Raw genomic sequence first — 22,702 nt, forward strand, 5'->3', positions numbered from 1 at the left:
AGAATCCAATGAGCGGGAAAAAGCCTATGGGGCAGAGGGTCAAAGAATTTGTAATTGATTATAAGAGACAATGGGAAATTCAATCCATGGTCATCCCGGGAATTATTTTTATGATTATCTTTTGTTTTATTCCGATTTACGGATTGACGATTGCTTTTAAAAGCTACACCGTAATTGATACGCTCGATTCTGCACCTTGGGTAGGGCTCGATAATTTCAGAATTATTTTATCTGATAAATATTTTTGGGACGCTGTAGTCAATACATTAGGGATCAGCTTTCTGAAATTAGCCATAGGGTTTGTTATTCCTATTATTTTATCCGTTATGATTTACGAATTAAGTGGTGGACGTTTTAAAAAGATAGTGCAAACCATCTCTTATTTACCACACTTTTTGTCCTGGATCGTTCTCGGCGGGATGCTGATTGCCTGGTTTTCCTCATCCGGTATGTTTAATGAGATTATGCTCAGTTTGGGACTGATTTCGAAACCGGTAAATATTTTGCTTGATGCGAATAAATACTGGTGGATTGCAACGTTATCCGATATTTGGAAAGAGGCTGGTTGGGGAACGATTCTCTACTTAGCCATTATGTCGAAAATTGATCCTACTTATTATGAGGCTGCCAAAATAGATGGCGCAAGCCGTATGAGACAAATTTGGAATATCACGCTTCCTAACATGAAACCGATTATCAGTTTAAATCTGATTCTCACTGTAAGCGGTTTATTAGGATCAAATCTGGACCAAACCCTGGTATTGATGAATTCTCAGAACCGCGTTAAGGCGGAGGTCATTAATTCTTATGTGTATCGTATGGGTATGACGCAAGGTGACTTCTCTTATGCTACTGCTGTTGGTTTAGGTGTCTCCATCGTTTCAGTCATCCTACTGATTAGCGCCAACAAAGTATCCAGTAAATTAAATGATAATCAATCAGTTCTGTAGAAGGAGGCATTTCTGTGAATCGTACGGTGGCTAAAGAAGATCTCGATAGTCGAATCTTTAATACCTTAAATATTATCCTGCTCTGTATTTGTACAATCATTATTGTCGTTCCTTTATGGAATGTAGTCATATCCTCTTTAAGTTCGGGCAAGGCGCTTGCGGAAGGCGGATTCATATTTTGGTCTCCAGAGTTCTCTTTGGAAAATTATCGTGCTGTATTTCAAGATGAGACCATTGGTTTAGCATTCGTAGTATCGCTTGCCAAAACATTCATTGGTGTCATTACCCACGTATTCTTTTGTGCCATGATCGGTTATGGCTTGAGTAAGAAATACATACGTGGACGTAAGCTGTATGTTGCCATGGGTGTAATCACTATGTTTTTCTCTGGTGGAATGATCCCTACGTATTTATTGATTAAATCATTAGGCCTCTTAAACAGCTTCTGGGTTTATATTATCCCGGCCTTGTTCAGTTATTATGATGTAGTTATTCTAATGAACTTCTTCAGAAATGTACCGGATTCACTTGAAGAGTCAGCCAAAATTGATGGTGCAGGTGACTGGCGCATTTTCCTAAAAATCTTTATCCCTCTTTCCATGCCGGCTATGGCCACCATTGCGTTATTTAACGGGGTTGGGCAGTGGAACGACTTTATGACTACCAAGTTATATATTACCGATCAATCGCTCTACCCGCTGCAGATGAAGCTCTATGAAATCATTGTTCAGTCGCAAACACAATCCATGCAAAATGTTGGTGGATCTGCGATTATCGAAACTACGACTAAAGGGGTTCAACTAGCAACAATTGTCATTACAACTTTGCCGATTGTTGTGATGTATCCAATATTACAGAGGTACTTTATCTCAGGCATGATGATGGGGGCGGTGAAGGAATAGTAAGTAAATCTCCAAGTAGTGAATGCTTACAAAACATTTTAGGGGGAAATAAAAGATGAACAAAGCATTTGGGAAAAAAGGACTCAAACTTTGTACGGCACTTATGGCTGTTGTATTAGTATTTACAGGTTGTGGATCGAAAGGTAATTCTGACAGCTCCAGTAAAGAGTTAAGCTCCATTGAAGGCCGTTATACTATAGATCCGGAAACACCGGCATGGAAGCTGGATACAAAAAAAGAGACAACAGATCTGACTTGGTACGTGAATGCAGACTGGTGGAATACTGATTTCGGAAAAGACCTTGTCACCAAGAAAATTAAAGAGGATTTAAACATCAACATTAAATTCATTACAGGCGATGACACTAAGCTGAATACGATTTTTGCCGGCGGTGAAATGCCAGATCTGTTGACTATTTTTGATTCCAACTCTCCAGTCGTACAAAAAGCTGCTACATGGGCATTGCCTTTAAATGATCTGGCAGATAAATATGATCCGTATTTCAATAAAGTTGCAGAAAAAGATACGATGAACTGGTTCCAGTTAGCAGATGGCAAGACCTATGGATACCCTAACTATTCCAATACGCAAAACGATTATGATAGCGGTAACATCCCTGCTAAAACAGCCTTTGTCATCCGCAAGGATGTTTACGAAGCCATTGGAAAACCAAGCTTTGGAACTCCTGAGGAATTCAAGAGCGTTATGCAACAAATCAAAAAACAATTCCCGGACATGATTCCTTTTGGTTTTAACTCCATTGGTTCAGGCACTGGTTCTTTGGGAGATGTATTGGAGGACTTCATCGGAGTGCCGATGGAAACTGAAAATGGCGAATTCTACAACCGTAACCTGGATGAGGATTACTTGACTTGGTTGAAAACGTTAAATGAAGTCTACAGAAATGGTGATATCAGTGATGACAGTTTTGCTGATGACGGTACTGCCTTTGAAGAAAAAGTGAAATCCGGTAAATATGCAACAATACTTTTGGATGGAACCCCTCAACAAAGTGGTAACCTGCAAATCTTCATGACAGAAAATCCAGGCAAGGAATATATCGCTATTGATGGCCCACAAAGTACTGTTGGACATGAACCAACGTTGAATCAATCCGGAATTACAGGTTGGATGATTAGCTATGTTACTAAAAAGGCTAAGGATCCTGCAAAAGCGATTCAAATTTACACTTATTTACTCAGCGACGAAGGACAAAAGCTCATGAACTACGGTATTGAAGGAGAGACCTATAAAGTTAACGACAGCGGTAAAATTGAATTCTTGCCTGAAATCAAAGACCTGCAATTAAATAATGCCGATAAATTCAAAAAAGATTACCGGATGGGCGAATTTATGTTCTTTGGACATGACCGTGATAAAGCGCTGAGTAATGACGCGTTCGCAGATTCCATTAAACAAATGCAAGAGTGGGGCAAAGGAAAGCTAAAACCACACTTTATTCTTGAAAACATTAACCCGGCTCAAGGAACGCCTGAAGCTCGCAGTCTTACTGCAATTGATACTACTTGGAACACTACGCTTGTAAGTATGATCCGTGCTAAAGACGATGCTACATTCGACAGCACCTTGGCTGCTTACAAAACATTTTTGAATGATAACAACTGGGATAAGATTGTAGAAGTTCGTTCTGAAAAAATGAAAAACAACAAAGAAAAATTAGGCCTTAAATAAGTTAGATAATAGAATGTGGCCCCTTCACTGGGGCCTCTTCATAGAAAGATGGAGGGAAACAACATGCCAGAGCTTAAAATTTATCAATCCACCGGGGAGAATACATTGTTTGTAGAGCAAAGTCTGCAACAATTAACTCCAATTGCTGACGCAGAGGCGACCACTACTGTAACTATTGACGAGAATCAAACCTTTCAGGAAATGGATGGCTTTGGAGCATCCTTTACGGATTCATCCGCTTATTTGATTAATCAAGTCCTGGACAACGAACAGAAAAAGGAAGTCATGAGCAAGCTTTTTGACGCACAAGATGGAATTGGTTTGTCCGTATTAAGAAATCCAATGGGGGCATCGGATTATGCTAGAGATATTTATAGCTATGACGATAGACCTGCACAGGAAACGGATACGGAATTAACCCACTTCTCTATCGCACATGATGAAGCAGACATTATCCCTTTGTTGCAACAAGCTCTGGCAATTAACCCTGAGATCAAACTGATGGCTTCTCCATGGAGTGCACCAGGTTGGATGAAGACTAGCGGATCGATGATTGCTGGAGAACTTAAACAAGAATATTATCAGGCTTATGCCGATTATTTTGTTCGATATATTCAAGCTTTTGAAGGGCACGGATTGCCAACTTATGCTGTAACACCACAGAACGAGCCTTTATTTGAACCCAAACACTACCCTAGTATGTTAATGTTGCCTGAGGCGCAAAAAGATTTCATTAAAAACTACCTGAAGCCGAGCTTTGTTAAGCATAACATCGCTACAAAAATTCTCTGCTACGACCACAACTGGGATCGTCCAGATTATCCGTTAACCGTGCTCGATTATGCAAAAGATGAAGTGGATGGTGTAGCTTGGCACTGGTATGGTGGCAATGCGTCAGCGCAATCAGAGGTTCTGAAAGCTTTTGCTGATAAAGAAGTGCATTTTACAGAAGGTTCTGGTGGAGAATGGATTCCTCCGTTTGAACAAGCCTTCTCCAATGTAATGAGAACAGGGATTGATATTCTTAGAAATCATAGTAAATCCTTTGTGTTATGGAATATGGCCTTAGATGAAAAGAACGGCCCAACCGTACCGGGTTTTGGCAAAAGTACTTGTCGTGGTGTTGTGACAGTCAACCAAGAGACCAAGGAGCTTACGTATACGCTCGACTATTATGCGCTGGCCCATTTCAGTAAATTTATTCGTCCGAAGGCTGTGCGCATTGACGCCTCCGCCAATCAAGAAGTGATTCGTTCCGTAGCTTTTAAGAATACAGATAACTCTATTGCAGTTGTTCTGTTCAACGATAGTGAAAAGGCTGAGAATGTGGCTTTGAACTTGCCGGGAGCGGATGAATTATCTTTCCGTTTGGCGTCAAAAAGTGCTTTATCCATTTTGATAAAATAATTAGAGGACGTAGCTCAGAAGCACTCGAATCTTGATTCGGGTGCTTTTTTTATGAAAATAATCGTATAAAAAATCAATGTTCGGTAAGCAAAGTTTTGAATTTACGGATTTTCAATAATAGTAAATAAAAATGGCAGTCCAGAGCTGAAGTTCAGCGTCTGGACTGCCATTTATTTTTTGTGTAATTGGATTGCGAGTTCTAACGTTCTAAACGGTAACCACCGTGAAATACAGGACCCACATATTCATTAAACGCAAATCCATTACGAATGGCTGCGGAGACAAAATCTTTAGCTTTTGCAACAGCTTCATGAACCGTTAAGCCATTAGCTAGACCGCCTGTAATTGCTGCGGCAAAAGTACATCCAGCTCCATGATTGTGAGCGGGTTCGATTTTGGCTGTTTGGAATACAGTGTACTCAGAACCGTCGAAGAAGATATCAATCGCTTGATCGCCGCCGAGTGCTTTGCCGCCTTTAACCACGACATTACGTGCACCGAGCTTATGAATCAGACGGGCAGCTTCTTTCATTTCCTCAAGGGTAGTAAGTTTGCCAAGACCTGAAAGAACACCTGCTTCAAACAAGTTTGGGGTGACCACAGTTGCTAGTGGTAGCAATAAGTCACGAATAGCCTCAGCGCTGTCAGGGTTCAAGACTTCATCTTCACCCTTGCACACCATAACTGGATCAATAACTACATTAGTCTGAAGATTTTCTTTGATCGCTTGCTCTGCAACGCGCACAATTTCAACACTTCCAAGCATACCTGTCTTCATGGCATTAACCGGGCCACCAGCGAAAATAGTTTTTAACTGCTCAGCAACAATGGAGGCATCAATTGGATAAACATTATGGTGCCAGCCGTTGTCCGGGTCCATAGTAACGATAGTGGTCAAGGCACTAAAGCCGTAGGTACCATACTCTTCAAATGTTTTTAGATCCGCTTGGATGCCTGCGCCACCACTGGAGTCGCTGCCTGCAATAGTTAGAGTTTTAATAATTTGAGTCATGGTTACGTCCCCTTTATATATGTCTGAATTCATAAACAACGCATTGCATTGATTATAACAAAAAATAGCACCTACGTCTTTCTAAAAGCAAGAGCAAGGTTGAAAATACCTTCCTCTAAAAATTCCCGCCCTTAGTCCAGCTTCTCTGCGTTTGGGTCAGCAATGAAGAGCGGTCCATGATTATCTGTAAAGAACTTCATGAGGGTCTCCACTACTTCCTGCTGTGGGGATGTTTGAGCTTGATGTATTCCGATACTGCGGAATAAATAACCCCATTCTCCCTTATCGTAATAGGCAGCACCCTCATCCTGATAGCCGTTCGCGTCTGCTTGAAGCGTATATCTGACCGTTCTTGCTTCAGCTCCGGCAGTACCTAAAATATGCTGTTCGCTAAACTTAAGTGGATTATTAATGGTAAATCCCAGCGCGTCAGCCCATTCGGCTTTTTCCGGAAAATAGGCTCCGATTGCAGTGATGGCACAACCTGTGCAAGTCCAAGCCGTATCTGAATAGTGCATGTTTTGTTCCGGATGGTTCGGATCCTGAAAGGTAACTCCATAAGAACCGTTAGCACCGACAACCGCGGTAGCCTGCCATCCGGCAGGAGCGAGTAGAAGATAACCTCCACCGATATCAGGGCGGTAGACCAGCGTTGCTTCTACTTGGTTTTTCATGTCTTGAGATAAAGCAAAGGTCATTTCAGGTATGGGGGGGATTTCTGTATTTACATATTCGTCACCACTATCAATATGTAGCTGCGCGAGCGTAGTGTGCAGTGGAATGATGACCTGCCCATTATCGGGATCACTGCTCGGAAATTCGAGCATTTCTTGAGTGGAGCTGGGTTTGTTATCTGCTTCATTATTAGTTTGTGCGTTGGTGGATGTAGGTGGTGTGGTAGGTGTACCCCAGTCGAGCCCTTTATATCCAATCAGCAGCACTAGTACAATTACGACGCACAATATTGAAGTTAAGATCCAGCCGTTTCTAACTCCTCTTCGTTTGGATTTCATATATGTTGTACCTCCTTTGATCTTACTTATATAGACCTAAGAATGGAGTGGAAAGTTTCTTACATAACCTTTATATTTCTGAAGTTCTTCATGATCGGGCGGGATAGAGAGGGAGTCCGTTTCTTAAACCCTGCATATCAATATAGAAAGAATTTCAAACAAAGCGTGTAGGAGGGCGAGTATGGTTACGATTAGTTTATGTATGATAGTGCGAAATGAAGAAAAAAGCTTGCACCGATGTTTGTCTACCATTGCAAGTCTCGTAGATGAAATTGTTATCGTGGATACAGGCTCGACGGATAAAACAAAAGAGATTGCGTTGTCCTTCGGAGCTGTAATTTATGATTTTGAATGGATTGATAATTTTAGTGCCGCACGTAATTTTGCCTTTAGCAAAGCTACTCAGGAGTACATTTTGTGGCTTGATGCGGATGATTATATAAAGGAAGAGGATCAGATTCTTTTTAAAAAACTAAAAGAAATCCTGCCCGGACATATTCACAGTGTGAACATGCAATATAATCTGGCTTTTGACGAAGCGGGAAATGTCACAGCTAGTTTACGCCGCAACAGGCTGGTTCGGCGCAGCTGCAACTTTCAATGGATTGGGCCTGTTCATGAGTATTTAGAGGTAAGTGGTCCTTCTTTTAGTAGTGATGTCTGCATCACACATGAGAAAGATAAGGAATACACAGATCGTAATTTGCGGATTTATCAAAAACGAGTTGCACAGGGTGAAGTATTTTCGCCGAGAGACCAGTATTATTATGCGAATGAATTAAGGGATCATGCTATAAATGAAGAGGCTTGCAAATACTATGAGATTTTCTTAGCGGGTGGACAGGGCTGGATTGAAGATAATTTCCAGGCTTGCCTAAAGCTTGCCGAATGCCGGGAACGGTTGGGGGATAAAGACGGTGCATTTGAAGCGTTATGTAAAACCTTGCAGTATGATAAACCACGGTCAGAGTTCTGTTGCCGACTGGGGGCACTTCTGCTGGAAAAAGGCCAGTTGCATCCAGCCGCATACTGGTATGAGCTAGCGATTCAGCTACCGCGGGATAACGATTCGATGGGGATGAAGAATGGGATCTTTTATACCTGGCTGCCGCATCTTCAATTGGCACTTTGTTATGATCGTCTCGGCCAACACGAGAAGGCGAATCATCACAATGAAACGGCGTTGAGTTTTTATCCATCCCATCCTAGTATGTTATACAATCGCACCTATTTTAAAAATCTGCTTGGCGATAAATATGTAGCGCTTCAGGCTTAATTTAGTAAAAGAGATGCCCCAGCCGTTCTGATTATAACTGCTGGGGCATTAATGCGTTTTTAGAGCTTGCAAGATTACTGGCAGTGGGGAACCTTCACGTGATCCCCGGCAAGCTACGCTAATTAGCTCCAGATTTCCGCGTACGAAGTAGCTATCGGACCCAGCCGACCTTAAACGTTGCTTTATGCCACATTTGGAATTCTAACGGACTCCATAGTCGCTATTGACCTGAAACACACTCGATTTGGAGCAATATCTCAGGAATAGCTGCACTGGAGTCCGAAACTGTGCTCAAAAGGCGATAAATGGGCAAATAGCGTCATCTGAGTCCGGAAGCACCTGAGGCGAGAGTGGGGCGGGTGGTTACTGGCGGAGTTGCGCTGTCCCCTTGATCTCCGGCAATCTTCGCTGATTGGCTCCAGATTTCCGCGTACGAAGTAGCTATCGGACTCAGCCGACCTTAAACGCTGCTATATGGCACATTTGGAATTCTAACGGACCGCATAGTCGCTATTGACATGAAACACACTCGATTTGGAGCAATATCTCAGGAATAGTTGCACTGGAGTCCGAAACTGTGCTCAAAAGGCGATAAATGAGCAAATAGCGTCATCTGGGTCCGGAAGCACCTGAGGCGAGAGTGGGGCGGGTGGTTACTGGTTGTAAGAGTAAGCTCGGCGTAAATGACTCCGGTAGTGTAGGAGAAAAGGCGTGGCGGATGATTACCGGGTGTAAGAGTGAAGCGGATAGTTACTGGCGGAGTTGCGCTGTCCCCTTGATCCCCGGCAAGCTTCGCTGATTGGGTCCAGATTTCCGCGTAGGAAGCAGCTATCGGACCCAGCTGACCTTAAACGTTGCTTTATGCCACATTTGGAATTCTAACGGACCGCATAGTCGCTATTGACCTGAAACACACTCGATTTGGAGCAATATCTCAGGAATAGTTGCACTGGAGTCCGAAACTGTGCTCAAAAGGCGATAAATGGGCAAATAGCGTCATCTGGGTCCGGAAGCACCTGAGGCGAGAGTGGGGCGGGTGGTTACTGGTTGTAAGAGTAAGCTCGGCGTAAATGACTCCGGTAGTGTAGGAGAAAAGGCGTGGCGGATGATTACTGGGTGTAAGAGTAAGGTATGAGGTGTAAGATTCCCGGTAGCGTAGGAGTAAAGGTGCGGTGGATGATTACTGTGTGCAAGAGTGAAGCGGATAGTTACTGGCGGAGTTGCGCTGTCCCCTTGATCCCCGGCAAGCTACGCTAATTAGCTCCAGATTTCCGCGTAGGAAGTAGCTATCGGATCCAGCTGACCTTAAACGTTGCTTTATGGCACATTTGGAATTCTAACGGACCGCATAGTCGCTATTGACCAGAAACACACTCGGTTTGGAGCAATATCTCAGGAATAGCTGCACTGGAGTCCGAAACTGTGCTCAAAAGGCAATAAATGGGCAAATAGCGTCATCTGAGTCCGGAAGCACCTGGGGCGAATGGTTACTGGATGTAAGAGTAAGGTCAGGGGTGTAAGATTCCCGGTAGCGAAGGAGTAAAGGCATTGCGGATGATTACTGTGTGTAAGAGTAAGCTCGGCGTAAATGACTCCGGCAGTGTAGGAGTACAGGCGTGGCGTATGATTACTGGGCGCAAGAGTAAGCTCGTAGGTGGATCATTATCAGCAGCGTAGGATTAAAGGTAGACAGTAATTAATATTCAGAAGATATCCCAAAGAGGGTAACCCAGCATCCATGAACTAGATGCTTGGTTACCCTCTTTTAGTAAGCTGGATTGTATTGTTGTTCCTTCTTATAATCGTTTGGAGGGAGACCTACCTCTTGTTTGAAAAGCTTGGAGAAATAGGAGTAGTTGCTATAGCCGACTTTGTTCGCGACGGTATATACAGACATATTTGTGGTTTCTAATAGATGTTTCGCAGCCGCGATTCGGACGTGGATGACGTAGCTTCCTAATGAAACCCCAGTTTCTCGTTTGAATATCCTTGCCAGGTAATCAGGATTGAGATAAACAATTTCAGCCAAATCATTTCGGGTCAGGTCATCGCCGTAATGTGAATGAATGTATTGTTTGATTTCTTCTGCGACGGACTTAGGCTGGGCAGCAAAGTCACGATATTTCATGGCTGTAGTGACAAGGTATTTAAGATATTCTTCCATATCCTCGATTGAATCCAAAGAGTGCATAGATAATTTATCATTAGTTTTGCCAGAGTATAATTTGTGCGATCGTATCCCTTTCAGGTTGAGAAATGAATAGACTAGCTGAACTACATCTAAACGGAACAAGCTAAGGACAGAGGTCTCAAGTGTTCTATTGTTAAGCATGACCTTTAAATATTGTGTAACTTCTACAAGAAAAGCAGTGAATTTATTCTGGTTCAGCAGCTCTTCCAAATAGGCAAGATCCGGTGGTGCATAGCCCGGTTTATTTTGCTGCAGATAAGCCTCCACCAAAAAGGTCTGATTTCTGCATCTCGTAATTTCCTCATCCATAGTCAGGGATTGTTTTAGAACATTCCCTACATTACTCAGTTTATCGTATAAGCCAATATTGCAGCAGACATCACATTTTAAATAAGGATTCGCCTTTTGAATAAAAGAAGAACATAATGCTTCAAGCAGTTGCGTGTCTGGTGCCTGGTTCCATTTTAAAATGGCGATCCAGTTATAATCTCTATATTCCAGAATGCTTTCGATGGTAAAACAAGGGTGCTGAAACAATTCGTACAATACATTTAGCAGGGCAAAATCAAACAGATCCTTTTCTTCTTTTCCCATGCTGCCATTGTAAGGGAATAAGTTAAATATCAAAGGCTGTAGAGTATCGCTCATTTGATAGGAGAGGTTTTGTTCTTCAATGGCATGTGTGATGTCTGCCAACTTAATCGGAAATGATGTACTGCCACTAACTAGCTTCCGCCAAAAATGTTCAAGAATCTTCGCCTGATTTTTTTGCCAAAAGTAACCGCCCTGAATGGCTTTTTCGTTTTTTTGCTGCTCTTTTGCTTGGGTGACCGCCTTTTGGATGATCAACATCAGCTTGTCAAATTCAATGGGCTTGAGGAAATATTCAAAGCTCTGCAATTCGATTGCTTTCTGCGCATAGTTGAAATCTGCATAATTGGTAAGAAGAATTGTCTGAATACTATAATTTCCCTCGCGAATCCATGCTAGTAATTCCAGTCCGCTGCCCTGCGGCATTTCAATATCTGAAATCAGAATTTGAACAGAATGCTTTTCTATTATTTCACGTGCTTGAGCGACATTATTAGCCGTATAAACAGTATCAATGTGGAGTGATTCCCAATCTATTTTCTTTTGCAATGCGGCAATAACATAAAAGTCATCATCAACAAGCAGTACATTCATAGTTTGCTCTCCATTCATTTAGATTTATTAGGAAGCTTCGGAAGATATAAGATTACACTAGCGCCGCCGCCCTCCAAATTGGAGAAGGTGACGGTTGCTCTTTTTAAATATAGGTACTCTAGTCTTTTAAGCGTATTCATAATGCCGATTTGCGTACCTTTACTTTGATCCAAGGGCTCTCCAAGATTAAGTTTCTCTAACACCTGAGGTGGAAAACCGGGACCGGTGTCGGTGAGCTGGATAACGAGCATTTCTTCTTCCTGTTCCATCTGTAATCGTTGTACTGTAAGTCTGATCTCGGCTTCATGTTCGCGTGAAATCGCATATTTAATTGAATTTTCGATAAAGGTTTGCAGCACTAACGGTGGAATTTCCACACTGCCTGCCTGATCCTCTTGTTCGATGTAATAAATAAATGCGTCCTGATAACGTTGCTTTTGAATCTCCAAGTAGGTTCGGACATGCTCGATTTCATCCTCCAACCGGACAAAATTCTCGCCATTCTGAAAAATGTAACGGAAATATTTAGAGGTAGACAACGTCATATTTTCAATTTCTTTATACATATGAATTTGCGCCATGCTATAGATGCTAGTCAGACAGTTTAAGAAAAAGTGTGGTTTAATCTGTAGCTTCATATAGTCCAGCTGTATTCTTTGTTTCTCCAGTTCCTGCTCGTACATAGCGATTTTAAAGGTTTTGATTTGTTCAACCAAGCCTTTAAACTGAGTGTTTGCTTGTTCCAGCTCTATAATCTCACTGCTTTTGAAATCTGCGGGTTGCCCAGACTCATTAATGAAAGCAAGGTTATCGGAGAAGCTTTGAATCGGACCTAACACTCTTTTTTTGAAAAAGAGCAGAACAATGCATAACGTGGAGGTCACAATGAAGAACAATAACATAATAAGCAGCTGGGCAATCATGATTTTTTCGAATATGCCATATTTAATGACCATTTTGGTGCTGAAGGTGGTGTCTGAGAATGCGCTGTTGATGGTTGTACGCGATTGCAAAAGATTAGCGAATCCTTCATTTTCCGTTATTAACGTTCCGCTATTGGAGATCGGACTGGTTAAAGGCTGTTCATTCTCATCTACTAGAGAAACATAACCATTGGCGCCAAGATTAATTTGGCGTAGCGGCCGGATCAGATTATCTGCGGAGATCAGTCCAATTAAATAACGATTGTAATAGGGCACGATATTAATTACATAATAATGGTTGTTCACAAGAATAGGCGTCCATTTGGAATAAAACTTCTCATACATCTCCTTATCATCAATATAAGAAATAATCTTCTTTTTCAGCTCCCTGTAATCCGTATAGGTTACGCTGATCGGTGCACAATTCAAAAAATAGGTCTCATTTTTCAAGTAGTAGAAGAAGTTATACTCATGCCCGTAGTTTTTTTGCAGCTCGGTAAAGCGTTTGAACAGATTATCATTTGCTTTTAAGAACTCGATACTGTTGACCCCGTAAGTATTCATCGTTAGTAAGCTCTCATCGTTCCCAAGCGTCCAGCCCATATAGTGATTAATGTAGGCAAAATCATGATTAATACGATTGATGTAAAGCGCCGCAGTATCCTGCAAATTTCGAGTGGACTGCTGCTTAACGATGGAAATGGAAGCGATGCTGATTCCTAAATCCAGAATAAGGACTGTGAATGAAACCAACATCATGACTTTTATATAATGGCGAATGGGGTAGGTTTTGTGTTTCGCTGTTTTTTTGATCATAAAGTCATTATAAAACCTCTGCGTGAAAAAAACATAAGAACTCGCTATCGATTTCCCTCAAAGTCCGGATAGCACATACAGAAGTCGGGATACTGTTATTTAATCTCCCCAAGTAGAGCATTTAGCTTTTGTATTTTTTGTAAGCGAATTCAAAGGTCTGGATAACCGTCTTAATGTGTCCGGAATACGAAAAAATAAGAAGTTATTATAAAGCTATTCAGATGCATTTTGATAAATTGAAATGGGGGATTAAGAGATGAGTCAACACAGTAAGAAAAAAACTGCAAAGAAATGGACTGTGGGTCTGCTGGCGGCTGCGATGGTATTTGGAATTGCTGGCTGCGGCGGTAACAACGGGAATAATGCAGCGACAAATGAAACGAGCAGCTATAACAAAGAAGGTCTGCCGATTGTGAATGAGCCTGTGACACTTAAAGTGCTGACTGTCCGTTGGGGGAGTATGGGGGACACCTTTACGCAAAACCAATGGCTGAAGGATCTGGAGAAAAATACGAATGTCAAAATCGATTGGCAAGTAATGTCCTCCAATGACTGGGGTGAGCAGAAGTCGATTATGCTGGCAAGTGGCACGCTTCCGGATATCGTTTTGGGAGATCAAACCTTTGGGGATGCCGATATCGTAAATAATCTGAGCTTTTTCCGGCCGCTTGATGATTATATCGAGCAAAATATGCCTAATCTCAAAGCAGCTATGGAAGAAACCCCAGAAATGAAAAAAATCAGCACATTTCCTGACGGGAAAATCTACTCCCTGCCAACAAGACTTCCTGCACGTCCAAAAAGCTCACGTCAGCCTGTGATTAACAAGACCTGGCTGGACAAATTGGGCTTGAAGGTGCCTGAAACGATTGATGAGCTTTATAACGTGCTCAAAGCTTTTAAAGAACAAGATCCGAATGGGAATGGAAAACAAGATGAGATTCCTTTTATTGAAATTGGTAATGACTTGATTAGTCCTTTCGGAATTGCCGATTTAAATAACAATAATATGATCATCAAGGACGGAAAAGCGATATATTTCCCTATTTCGGAGGAGTTCAAAGAAGGTCTCAAATGGGAAAATAAATTGTATGCGGAAGGCTTGCTAGATAAAGAGGTATTCACTCAGGACGATACGATGAGATCGGCTAAGTTCCAGAATCCGGATGCTCCAATCGTAGGCTTTACGTACCAATGGACTCCAGACGCCGTGTTTGGGAAATGGAGCGATCAATATGTGACGATTCCACCGATTGCCGGACCAGATGGTAAACGTTATACGATCGGGAATCCGATTGGGATGAATCTTAACCGTAATGAGCTGCTGATCACCACGTCCTGCAAATATCCTGAGGTTGCCGCACGTTGGGCAGATCAGTTCTATACTGACGAAGCGAGCATTCAGAATTTCTGGGGTGCGATTGGAACGGTTATTAAGAAAAACGATGATAGCACTTATACATTGATGGATCCACCAGCTGGAACCAGCGCAGATGCTTGGTATTGGGATCAATCGCTACGTGATTTTGGACCGAAATATGTGAGCCCATCCTTTGAATCGAAAATTGTCCTGAACCCTGAAAGTGGAGATGGACTGAAGCTGCAGCTGGATAAGCTGGGCAGTGAATATGTAACCACACCTTTCCCTAACGTAATGTACACTTCTGAGGAGTTCGAGGAGCTGCCAACCTTGACTACGGATATCGACAGCTATGTGAATACTATGCGGGCGCAATTTATTAGCAAAGGCGGAATTGACGAGGGCTGGGATGCTTATGTGAGCAAGCTTAATAAAATGGGACTTGAAAAGTTAGTTAAGATTCGCACGGATGCTTACAGCCGTTATATGAACGTGAAATAACCTATTCGTCTTTCGAAAAAGGTGCTGCCCTGCAGGATAGCTGTGGGGTAGCATTCTCTATTTTAAATAAGGAGGGGATGTCATGAAATCTAGTCCACTTCATTTCGGGCGGAAATTCGGACAAATCAAACAAAATTGGGGTCTCTATCTATTGCTTTTTCCTGCTGTAGTTCTGACGTTATTATTCGCGTACAAGCCAATGTACGGGGTGCTGATTGCTTTCAAGGATTATAGCCCGGCGTTGGGAATTGGAGGCAGCCCTTGGGCTGGATTCAAGTACTTCGAGAAATTTTTTCATTCCTATCAATTTTCATCAACGATTAAAAACACATTGATCATCAGTGTGTACAGTCTGATTACCTTTCCGATTCCAATTATACTGGCGCTGATGGTTAACCAGATGAGACCTAACCGGTTCAGACGTTTTTTCCAGACGGTGTCCTATATGCCGCACTTTATCTCCACAGTAGTAATGGTGGGTTTAATGATGATTTTGTTCTCACCTAGCACCGGACTGCTGGGCAATATATATAGTCTTTTTGGAAAAGAGGCTCCTGATCTGATTGGCTCCGCTGGATTATTCAGCAGTGTATATGTTTGGTCGGATGTGTGGCAGCATGTCGGCTGGGACAGCATTATCTTTATCGCTGCGCTCTCCGCAGTTGATCCTAGCTTGTACGAGGCGGCAACCGTAGACGGAGCAAGCCGGATGCATAAAATTCGTTATATCGATATTCCGATGCTGATGCCAACAGCGATAACCTTGCTTATTTTGCGGGTCGGTGGATTGCTTGGGGTTGGGTTTGAAAAAGTGTACTTAATGCAAAATGACTTGAACATCACTTCAAGCGAAATTCTTTCTACTTATGTCTACAAAATTGGCTTGCTCAGCAGTCAATACAGCTTTTCCTCGGCGATCAACCTGTTTAACACCGTTATTAATTTTATTTTATTGATCATGGTCAATCAGATTTCTAAAAAACTAAGCGAAAATAGCTTGTGGTAGAAGGGAGGAGAATTGAAATGGGAGGTTTAGAGACAGTTACTAAAGGGAATGTGGGGAAAATAAAGAAGAATCGTTCTTCGGATACTATAATGGAAATAGTGATGTATGTTATATCAGCAATTTTTCTAGTTATCTTAATCTATCCGCTGTATTTTATCGTCATTGCTTCGTTCAGTGATCCTTCCGCGGTGGCGGGGGGGCAGGTTTGGTTATTTCCTAAAGGGTTCACCTTCGATGGTTACAAAGAGCTGCTGCGTCATGAAAATATTTGGATCGGTTACTGGAATACCATCATGTATACGGTGGTAGGGACCGCAATCGGTTTAATTGTAAATATTTCTGCGGCCTATGCGTTGTCCAGAAAGGATCTTGTGGGGCGAAAATATCTTTCCCTGTTTTTCATCTTTACGATGTTTTTTAATGGGGGGTTAATTCCGACTTTTCTAACGATCCGTGATTTCCATCTGTACGACACATTTCTGGTGATGGTACTGCCTTTCTCCGTTGGGGTGTTTAACATTATCGTTGCCCGCACCTTTTTTCAGTCGAGTATTCCGGGAGATTTATGGGAAGCTGCACAGATCGATGGTTGTGGAAATCTTCGATATTTTGTACAGATCGTTTTGCCACTATCGAAGGCGATTATTGCCGTGCTGGGTCTATGGATCGCCGTTGGTTACTGGAATTCATATTTTAATGCCTTGATCTATTTGAAAAATCCTAATATGTATCCTTTGCAGCTGATTCTGCGAAATATTCTGATCACCAATCAGATGCAGTCGGGGATGGGAACCGGGGAAGCTGCGCAAATCGCACTACGACTCGCCAATATGATGCGGTATTCTGTTATTATCGTGGCAACGGTTCCGATCATGTGTGTGTACCCCTTTGTACAAAAATACTTTAACCAAGGGGTAATGATCGGCGCAGTGAAGGAATAGTACATTCGGCTATTCTACTAACATTCATTCGTAAGGAGCAAGAACGTTATGAAAAAGCAACAAAAAAACAGGATATATAGAACAATCACCGTCATTCTTTTAGTGACAACGTTGCTTGCTAGCCTTACTGCCTGTAAAGGGAGCAATAGGGTTAATTCTGTTGAACCTGAGACGGGCGAATTTAACAAAGAAGGATTGCCGATAGTGGATAAGCCTGTGACGCTGAAAGTACTCACTGTCCGGTGGGTAAGCATGGGAGATTCTTTTACCGAGAATCAATGGCTCAAGGATTTGGAGAAGAACACGAATGTCAAAATCGAGTGGCAGGTGATGTCCTCCAATGATTGGAGTGAACGGAAGTCTATTATGCTGGCCAGCGGCACACTACCAGATATCATTTTAGGGAGTCAGACCTTTGGAGATGCGGATATCGTCAATAATTTAAGCTTATTTCGGCCGTTAGATGATTATATTGAGCAAAACATGCCTAATCTCAAAGCAGCTATGGAAGAAACACCGGAAATGAAAAAAATCAGCACCTTTCCTGACGGGAAAATCTACTCGCTGCCTGCAAGATTACCCTCACGTCCTAAAAGCTCACGTCAGCCTGTGATTAATAAAACCTGGCTGGACAAATTGGGTTTGAAGGTACCGGATACGATAGACGATCTTTATAACGTGCTAAAAGCATTCAAAGAACAAGATCCGAATGGAAACGGAAAACAGGATGAGATTCCTTTTATCGAATTAAGTAATGATCTAATCAGTCCCTTCGGAATTGCAGATTTGAATAATAACTTCATGGTGGTCAAGGACGGAAATGCGGTTTATTACCCGATTTCAGAGGAATACAAAGAAGGGCTCAAATGGGAGAGCAAATTGTTTAAAGACGGATTACTTGATAAAGAAGTATTCACTCAAGACGAAACGATGAGATCGGCAAAGTTTCTAAATCCGGATGCCCCAATCGTAGGCTTCTCTTATCAGTGGACGCCAGACGCTATGTTTGGCAAATGGAGTGATCAATATGTGACCATTCCGCCAATTGCTGGACCAGACGGGAAGCGCTACACCGTTGGGAACCCGTATGGGATGAATCTGGAACGCAACGAGCTGTTGATCACCACATCCTGCAAGTATCCAGAAATTGCAGCACGCTGGGCGGATCAGTTCTATACCAATGAAGCCAGCATTCAGAATTTCTGGGGTGCCATTGGAACGGTGATTAAGAAAAATGACAACGGTACGTATACATTGATGGACCCTCCAACCGGCACCAGTGCGGATGCTTGGTATTGGGAACAGTCACTCCGGGATTTTGGGCCGAAATATGTAAGCCCAGCTTTTGAAAAGACCATCTTTCTAAATCCTAAAACCGGAGATGGACTGAAGCTACAACTCGATAAGCTGGGAAGTGACTACACAACACCACCTTTCCCCAACGTAATGTACACTGCAGAAGAGTTTCAGGAGCTGCCGACCTTGACCACCGATATTGATAGTTACGTCAATACAATGCGTGCTCAATTTATAATCTCAGGTGTTATTGACGAGCAGTGGGATGACTATGTGAAGCAGCTACGGGGGATGGGCCTCGAAAAGATGGTGAAAATTCGGACAGATGCTTTCAGCCGTTATATGGGCGTTGAATAACAAGAAATGAGGTTTTTACTTGATGGGAAATATAATGAAAGAGCCAACCCCTTTGGCGGCCCAATTAAAGCTGCATTCTGAACCAGGCAGTAATGCTGACGCGATTATTCAGGGGGAGTGCTATCGGTTCACTGTCTTAACTCCGGAGCTTATCCGGATGGAATATAGTGAGGAAGGTTTTTTCGAAGATCGGGCGTCGCAGACCGTTGTGAATCGCAATTTCCCGGTTCCAGAGTTCCGCGTAATGGATCTGGGGAATAAACTTGAGTTGATTACGGAGCGCCTGCATTTAACTTATGACAAGCAGCCTTTCTCCCGGCATGGTCTCAATGTTCGGGTGAGAAACGAAGCGGGTCACCTAATGAGTGTCTGGAATTATGGAGATACAGTCCAAGATTTGGGAGGGACTGCACGTACCCTGGATAATGCAGATGGTGCCATTTCGCTGGAGCACGGACTACTTTCACGTGCGGGGTATACGTTAATTGATGATAGCACCTCCCTAGTACTGGAAGAGGATGGACGGGTCGAGCTACGGGCGTTGGCTGGCCTCGATGTTTATTTTTTTGGATACGGTCATGATTATTTGCACTGCTTGAAGGATTTCTATCACCTTTGCGGTCGTACGCCCCTATTGCCACGTTATGCCCTTGGCAACTGGTGGAGCCGTTATTACCGATATTCAGAAGAAGAATACAAAGCGTTAATGGAGCGGTTTGAGCTCGAGCGAATTCCGTTCTCCGTCGCTGTTATAGATATGGATTGGCATCTCGTCGATATTGATCCGCAGTACGGCAGTGGCTGGACGGGTTATACCTGGAACCGGGAACTGTTTCCGGAGCCTCAAAGATTTTTGGCATGGCTGCATGAAAAAGGCCTTCGAGTAACGCTCAACGTACATCCAGCAGACGGTGTACGGGCGTTTGAAGATCCTTATCTGGCCATTGCTGCAGAGATGGGGATGGACCCGGAAAAAGGGGATGCTGTGGAATTTGATATCACGGATCCGAATTTTTTGCGGGCATACTTTAAGTTTCTGCATCATCCGCTAGAGGATGAAGGTGTGGACTTCTGGTGGATTGATTGGCAGCAGGGTGGAGTGACTAAAGTACCGGGACTAGATCCGCTTTGGATGCTGAACCATTATCACTATCTGGATAGCGGCCGGCGCGGCAACCGGCAGATTACTTTTTCCCGTTATGCAGGTCTTGGCAGCCATCGTTATCCTGTGGGCTTCTCTGGAGATACCATTGTCACTTGGGAGTCGCTGGATTTCCAGCCATACTTCACAGCCAACGCCGCCAACGTGGGATATGGTTGGTGGAGCCATGATATCGGGGGCCATATGAATGGTTATTTAGACGATGAGTTGGCAATGCGCTGGGTGCAATTCGGTGTGTTTTCACCTATTCTGCGGTTACATAGTTCTGCTAGTGCCTTTAACAGCAAGGAGCCATGGCGATTCAATAAGATTGCGGAAGATGTGATGAAGGATTGCCTGCGCTTGCGGCATAGTTTACTTCCCTATCTGTACACTATGAATCGCTACGCCAGCCGCGATAGTCTTCCGTTAATCCGACCGATGTATTATCATCATGCGTTGTCGAATGAAGCCTATGAAGTGCCCAATGAATATTATTTCGGAACGGAACTTATTGCCTGTCCGATTACACAGCCGGTCAACCCAAAGGTAGGCGTTGCCGAATTTAAGGCTTGGTTACCTGAAGGGATTTGGATAGATTTTTTTAACGGAAGAGTGTACGACGGTGGCAGAAAGCTTTCTCTTTATCGCAATCTTGAGAATATCCCTGTATTAGCTAAAGCGGGTGCTATTGTGCCCATGGCAGATCTGACGCAATTTACCTCTTCAGTGGATAATCCGAGGCATATGGAGGTCCGTGTATTTGCGGGAGGAAGGGGTCATTTTCATCTCTGGGAGGATGAGGGCGATACTGCGGAGGATCAGGACGATCAATGGTGTGATACAGAAATGATCCTGGAAATGGGGGATAGAGCGAGCTTCAAGATCCTCTCTGCTAAGGGAAATACAAAGGTTGTGCCTGAGCGGAGATCGTGGAAGCTGTCCTTTGTTGGTTTTGCTGATACGAAGGTACAGGTATTCGCTGGCGGCACAGAAATCGAAGCAAACATGGACTATGATGAGGCTACACATACGCTTACGATCATGATTTCGGATCAAGCGGTAGAGCATTCATTGGAGGTAACGTTCACAGATGCCCGGATTGCGGTGAATTCGGTAGATGATGAGGTGTTCAGCCTTCTGAACCGTGCGCAAATTCTTTTCCAATTGAAAGAACAAATTTACCATGTAGTCAAAGCAGCAGTAACGCCGATGGCAGCCCTGGCTTCTCTTGCCTCGTTGGATCTTGAACATACACTGTATGGAGCGTTATGCGAAATACTGTCGGCAAGACTTTAAGCACTATTTCATTGAATTTAATAAAAAAGGAGGTTCTCTCTGTGCGCTGGCATAAAGAGAACCTTTTTTTTATTAGGAATGAACCGCTGCTACTTAATTAGCAGGGTTTGAATGGCATGAGCCGGAATCATGTTCTCAGCCAGTTCGTCATGGAAGCGCAGGGTGAATGGAAGCTCTTGCTCTGTGCGGTTCATAACGATAACAGCAATAGTGCCATCAGGGTTGCGGAAAGCTGTTGTTTCAAGCTTATCTGTATATTTGGAGAAACCAATGCGTTTAGCACCCGGACGAATATATTTACTGAAGTGCCCGATGTAATAGAAAGAGCTCTCAAAAGTAATTTCATCGTTTTTGGTATCTCCGATAATTGGAGCGTCACAGTAATTTCCTACATGATTAGGTCCACCTTGCTCATCCAAGACAATGTTCCAGTCTGTCCAGCTCGACATCCAGTTGTTCAGATTGCCAATGATATCATGTCCGTAACGTTCACCGGTGTTCCATGAGCCGAGATGAACGCCACCTTCTTGGCAGCCTTCGCTGAAGAACAGCTTTTTATCTGGGAAACGATCATGTACAGCAGAGAGGGTTTCGAAGTGATCACCGGAATACCAATGGAAGCAGATTCCCCATATGTATTTGGACGCTGCTTGATCTTCAAAAGCAACCTTAGCACGGTCATATACCCGTTCTTTGTTATGATCCCAGATCATAACTTTTACATGGCCCAAGCCCGCTTGTTCCAGAGTAGGTCCCAAGTAGTCACGCACAAAATCCTTTTCTTCTTCAGCGGTATACAGGCAGGAATCCCATCTTTGTACAGCTTTGGCTTCATTCTGAACACTGACAGCCCAGATATCAATCCCTTCTGCAGCGTACGCCTCAATATATTTAACGAACATGTTAGCCCAAGCCTCACGATATTCAGGCTTAAGAGCTCCGCCTCCGTTCATTTGCCCGTTTGTCTTCATGAACGCTGGAGGACTCCATGGGGAAGAGAACAGACGAAAATCTTCACCTACTGCTGCGGCAGCATTTTTTATGAGGGGGATAATTGATTCGTGATCTCTGGAAATATCGAATGAACGTAGCTCCGCATCGCCTTCCTCTACATAAGCATAGTTGCCCAGTGAGAAGTCGCAGCTTTGGATGTGTGAGCGGCAAAGGGTGTATCCGATGCCGTGCTCAGGATGAAAATAAGCGTCAATGATTTCTTTTTGTTTAGCTTCACTAAGTTTAGCGATAGTAACGGCAGAGGACTCCGTAAGGGCTCCACCAAAGCCTTCAATTTCTTGATACTCCAGATCATCATAGATATTGATTAGCTCTGATTCGACTCCTGACGTATCGGGAAGGAAAATCAGAGGGTCCTTTTCTGTTAAACGATCCGTGGTTTCTTTAGCGGTTTGAATGACGCGAATAGTTTTACTCAT

General features: G+C 43.2%; 16 protein-coding genes. 11 read left to right on the forward strand and 5 right to left on the reverse strand.

Features of this window, described 5'->3' with window-relative positions; translation table 11 throughout:
* The first annotated feature begins 8 nt into the window (after positions 1–8).
* The 4 genes from MHB37_RS10875 to MHB37_RS10890 all read left to right on the forward strand — a co-directional run bounded on the left by MHB37_RS10875 (position 9) and on the right by MHB37_RS10890 (position 4,952).
* Positions 9–950, forward strand: a complete 942-nt coding sequence (locus MHB37_RS10875; RefSeq protein ID WP_036689816.1) for a sugar ABC transporter permease — start codon at positions 9–11, stop codon at positions 948–950.
* A gap of 14 nt (positions 951–964) precedes the next feature.
* Positions 965–1,852, forward strand: coding sequence for a carbohydrate ABC transporter permease (locus MHB37_RS10880; protein WP_036689738.1), 888 nt, complete (start codon positions 965–967; stop codon positions 1,850–1,852).
* Positions 1,853–1,907: 55 nt separating this feature from the next.
* Entirely contained in the window at positions 1,908–3,545 is a 1,638-nt protein-coding gene (locus tag MHB37_RS10885) for a sugar ABC transporter substrate-binding protein (RefSeq protein WP_038569996.1), read from the forward strand.
* 63 nt (positions 3,546–3,608) lie between these two features.
* Positions 3,609–4,952, forward strand: coding sequence for a glycoside hydrolase family 30 protein (locus MHB37_RS10890; RefSeq protein ID WP_405169239.1), 1,344 nt, complete (start codon positions 3,609–3,611; stop codon positions 4,950–4,952).
* Positions 4,953–5,151: 199 nt separating this feature from the next.
* Here the strand turns inward: MHB37_RS10890 and thiD are convergent, their stop codons facing one another.
* Both thiD and MHB37_RS10900 read right to left on the reverse strand, forming a co-directional pair.
* Positions 5,152–5,964 (reverse strand): bifunctional hydroxymethylpyrimidine kinase/phosphomethylpyrimidine kinase, encoded by an 813-nt coding sequence (gene thiD, locus MHB37_RS10895; RefSeq protein WP_038570000.1) that lies wholly within the window; start codon positions 5,962–5,964, stop codon positions 5,152–5,154.
* Between the two features lie 131 nt (positions 5,965–6,095).
* Entirely contained in the window at positions 6,096–6,977 is an 882-nt protein-coding gene (locus tag MHB37_RS10900) for a DUF4850 domain-containing protein (RefSeq protein WP_339190556.1), read from the reverse strand.
* A gap of 181 nt (positions 6,978–7,158) precedes the next feature.
* On the opposite strand from MHB37_RS10900, the gene MHB37_RS10905 reads away from it, so the two are divergent.
* Positions 7,159–8,253, forward strand: coding sequence for a glycosyltransferase family 2 protein (locus tag MHB37_RS10905; RefSeq protein WP_076193817.1), 1,095 nt, complete (start codon positions 7,159–7,161; stop codon positions 8,251–8,253).
* A gap of 1,548 nt (positions 8,254–9,801) precedes the next feature.
* The gene (locus MHB37_RS10910; RefSeq protein WP_256715861.1) at positions 9,802–9,930 is read left to right on the forward strand and encodes a hypothetical protein; all 129 of its coding nucleotides are present in this window, start codon (positions 9,802–9,804) and stop codon (positions 9,928–9,930) included.
* An 88-nt stretch (positions 9,931–10,018) separates the two neighbouring features.
* Here the strand turns inward: MHB37_RS10910 and MHB37_RS10915 are convergent, their stop codons facing one another.
* Positions 10,019–11,629, reverse strand: coding sequence for a response regulator (locus MHB37_RS10915; RefSeq protein ID WP_076186963.1), 1,611 nt, complete (start codon positions 11,627–11,629; stop codon positions 10,019–10,021).
* Between the two features lie 14 nt (positions 11,630–11,643).
* Entirely contained in the window at positions 11,644–13,368 is a 1,725-nt protein-coding gene (locus MHB37_RS10920; protein WP_076130368.1) for a sensor histidine kinase, read from the reverse strand.
* 256 nt (positions 13,369–13,624) lie between these two features.
* On the opposite strand from MHB37_RS10920, the gene MHB37_RS10925 reads away from it, so the two are divergent.
* From MHB37_RS10925 to MHB37_RS10945, 5 genes are all read left to right on the forward strand, one after another.
* Complete coding sequence (locus MHB37_RS10925) at positions 13,625–15,229, forward strand: extracellular solute-binding protein (protein ID WP_076130367.1); 1,605 nt, start codon at positions 13,625–13,627, stop codon at positions 15,227–15,229.
* A gap of 82 nt (positions 15,230–15,311) precedes the next feature.
* Positions 15,312–16,235 (forward strand): sugar ABC transporter permease, encoded by a 924-nt coding sequence (locus tag MHB37_RS10930; RefSeq protein ID WP_076130366.1) that lies wholly within the window; start codon positions 15,312–15,314, stop codon positions 16,233–16,235.
* A gap of 17 nt (positions 16,236–16,252) precedes the next feature.
* The gene (locus MHB37_RS10935) at positions 16,253–17,176 is read left to right on the forward strand and encodes a carbohydrate ABC transporter permease (protein WP_076130365.1); all 924 of its coding nucleotides are present in this window, start codon (positions 16,253–16,255) and stop codon (positions 17,174–17,176) included.
* Positions 17,177–17,224: 48 nt separating this feature from the next.
* Positions 17,225–18,829 carry an extracellular solute-binding protein gene (locus MHB37_RS10940; RefSeq protein WP_076303044.1) on the forward strand — a complete coding sequence of 535 codons (1,605 nt, stop codon included), beginning with the start codon at positions 17,225–17,227 and terminating at the stop codon, positions 18,827–18,829.
* Between the two features lie 22 nt (positions 18,830–18,851).
* On the forward strand, positions 18,852–21,269 hold the full coding sequence (locus tag MHB37_RS10945) for a glycoside hydrolase family 31 protein (protein ID WP_256717237.1): 2,418 nt from the start codon (positions 18,852–18,854) through the stop codon (positions 21,267–21,269).
* Between the two features lie 89 nt (positions 21,270–21,358).
* On the opposite strand, the gene MHB37_RS10950 is transcribed toward MHB37_RS10945, so the two are convergent.
* Positions 21,359–22,702 carry a glycoside hydrolase family 30 protein gene (locus MHB37_RS10950; RefSeq protein WP_405169240.1) on the reverse strand — a complete coding sequence of 448 codons (1,344 nt, stop codon included), beginning with the start codon at positions 22,700–22,702 and terminating at the stop codon, positions 21,359–21,361.

Origin of the sequence: Paenibacillus sp. FSL H3-0286, from assembly GCF_045040705.1 — a bacterium.
Lineage (GTDB): Bacteria > Bacillota > Bacilli > Paenibacillales > Paenibacillaceae > Paenibacillus_AQ > Paenibacillus_AQ odorifer.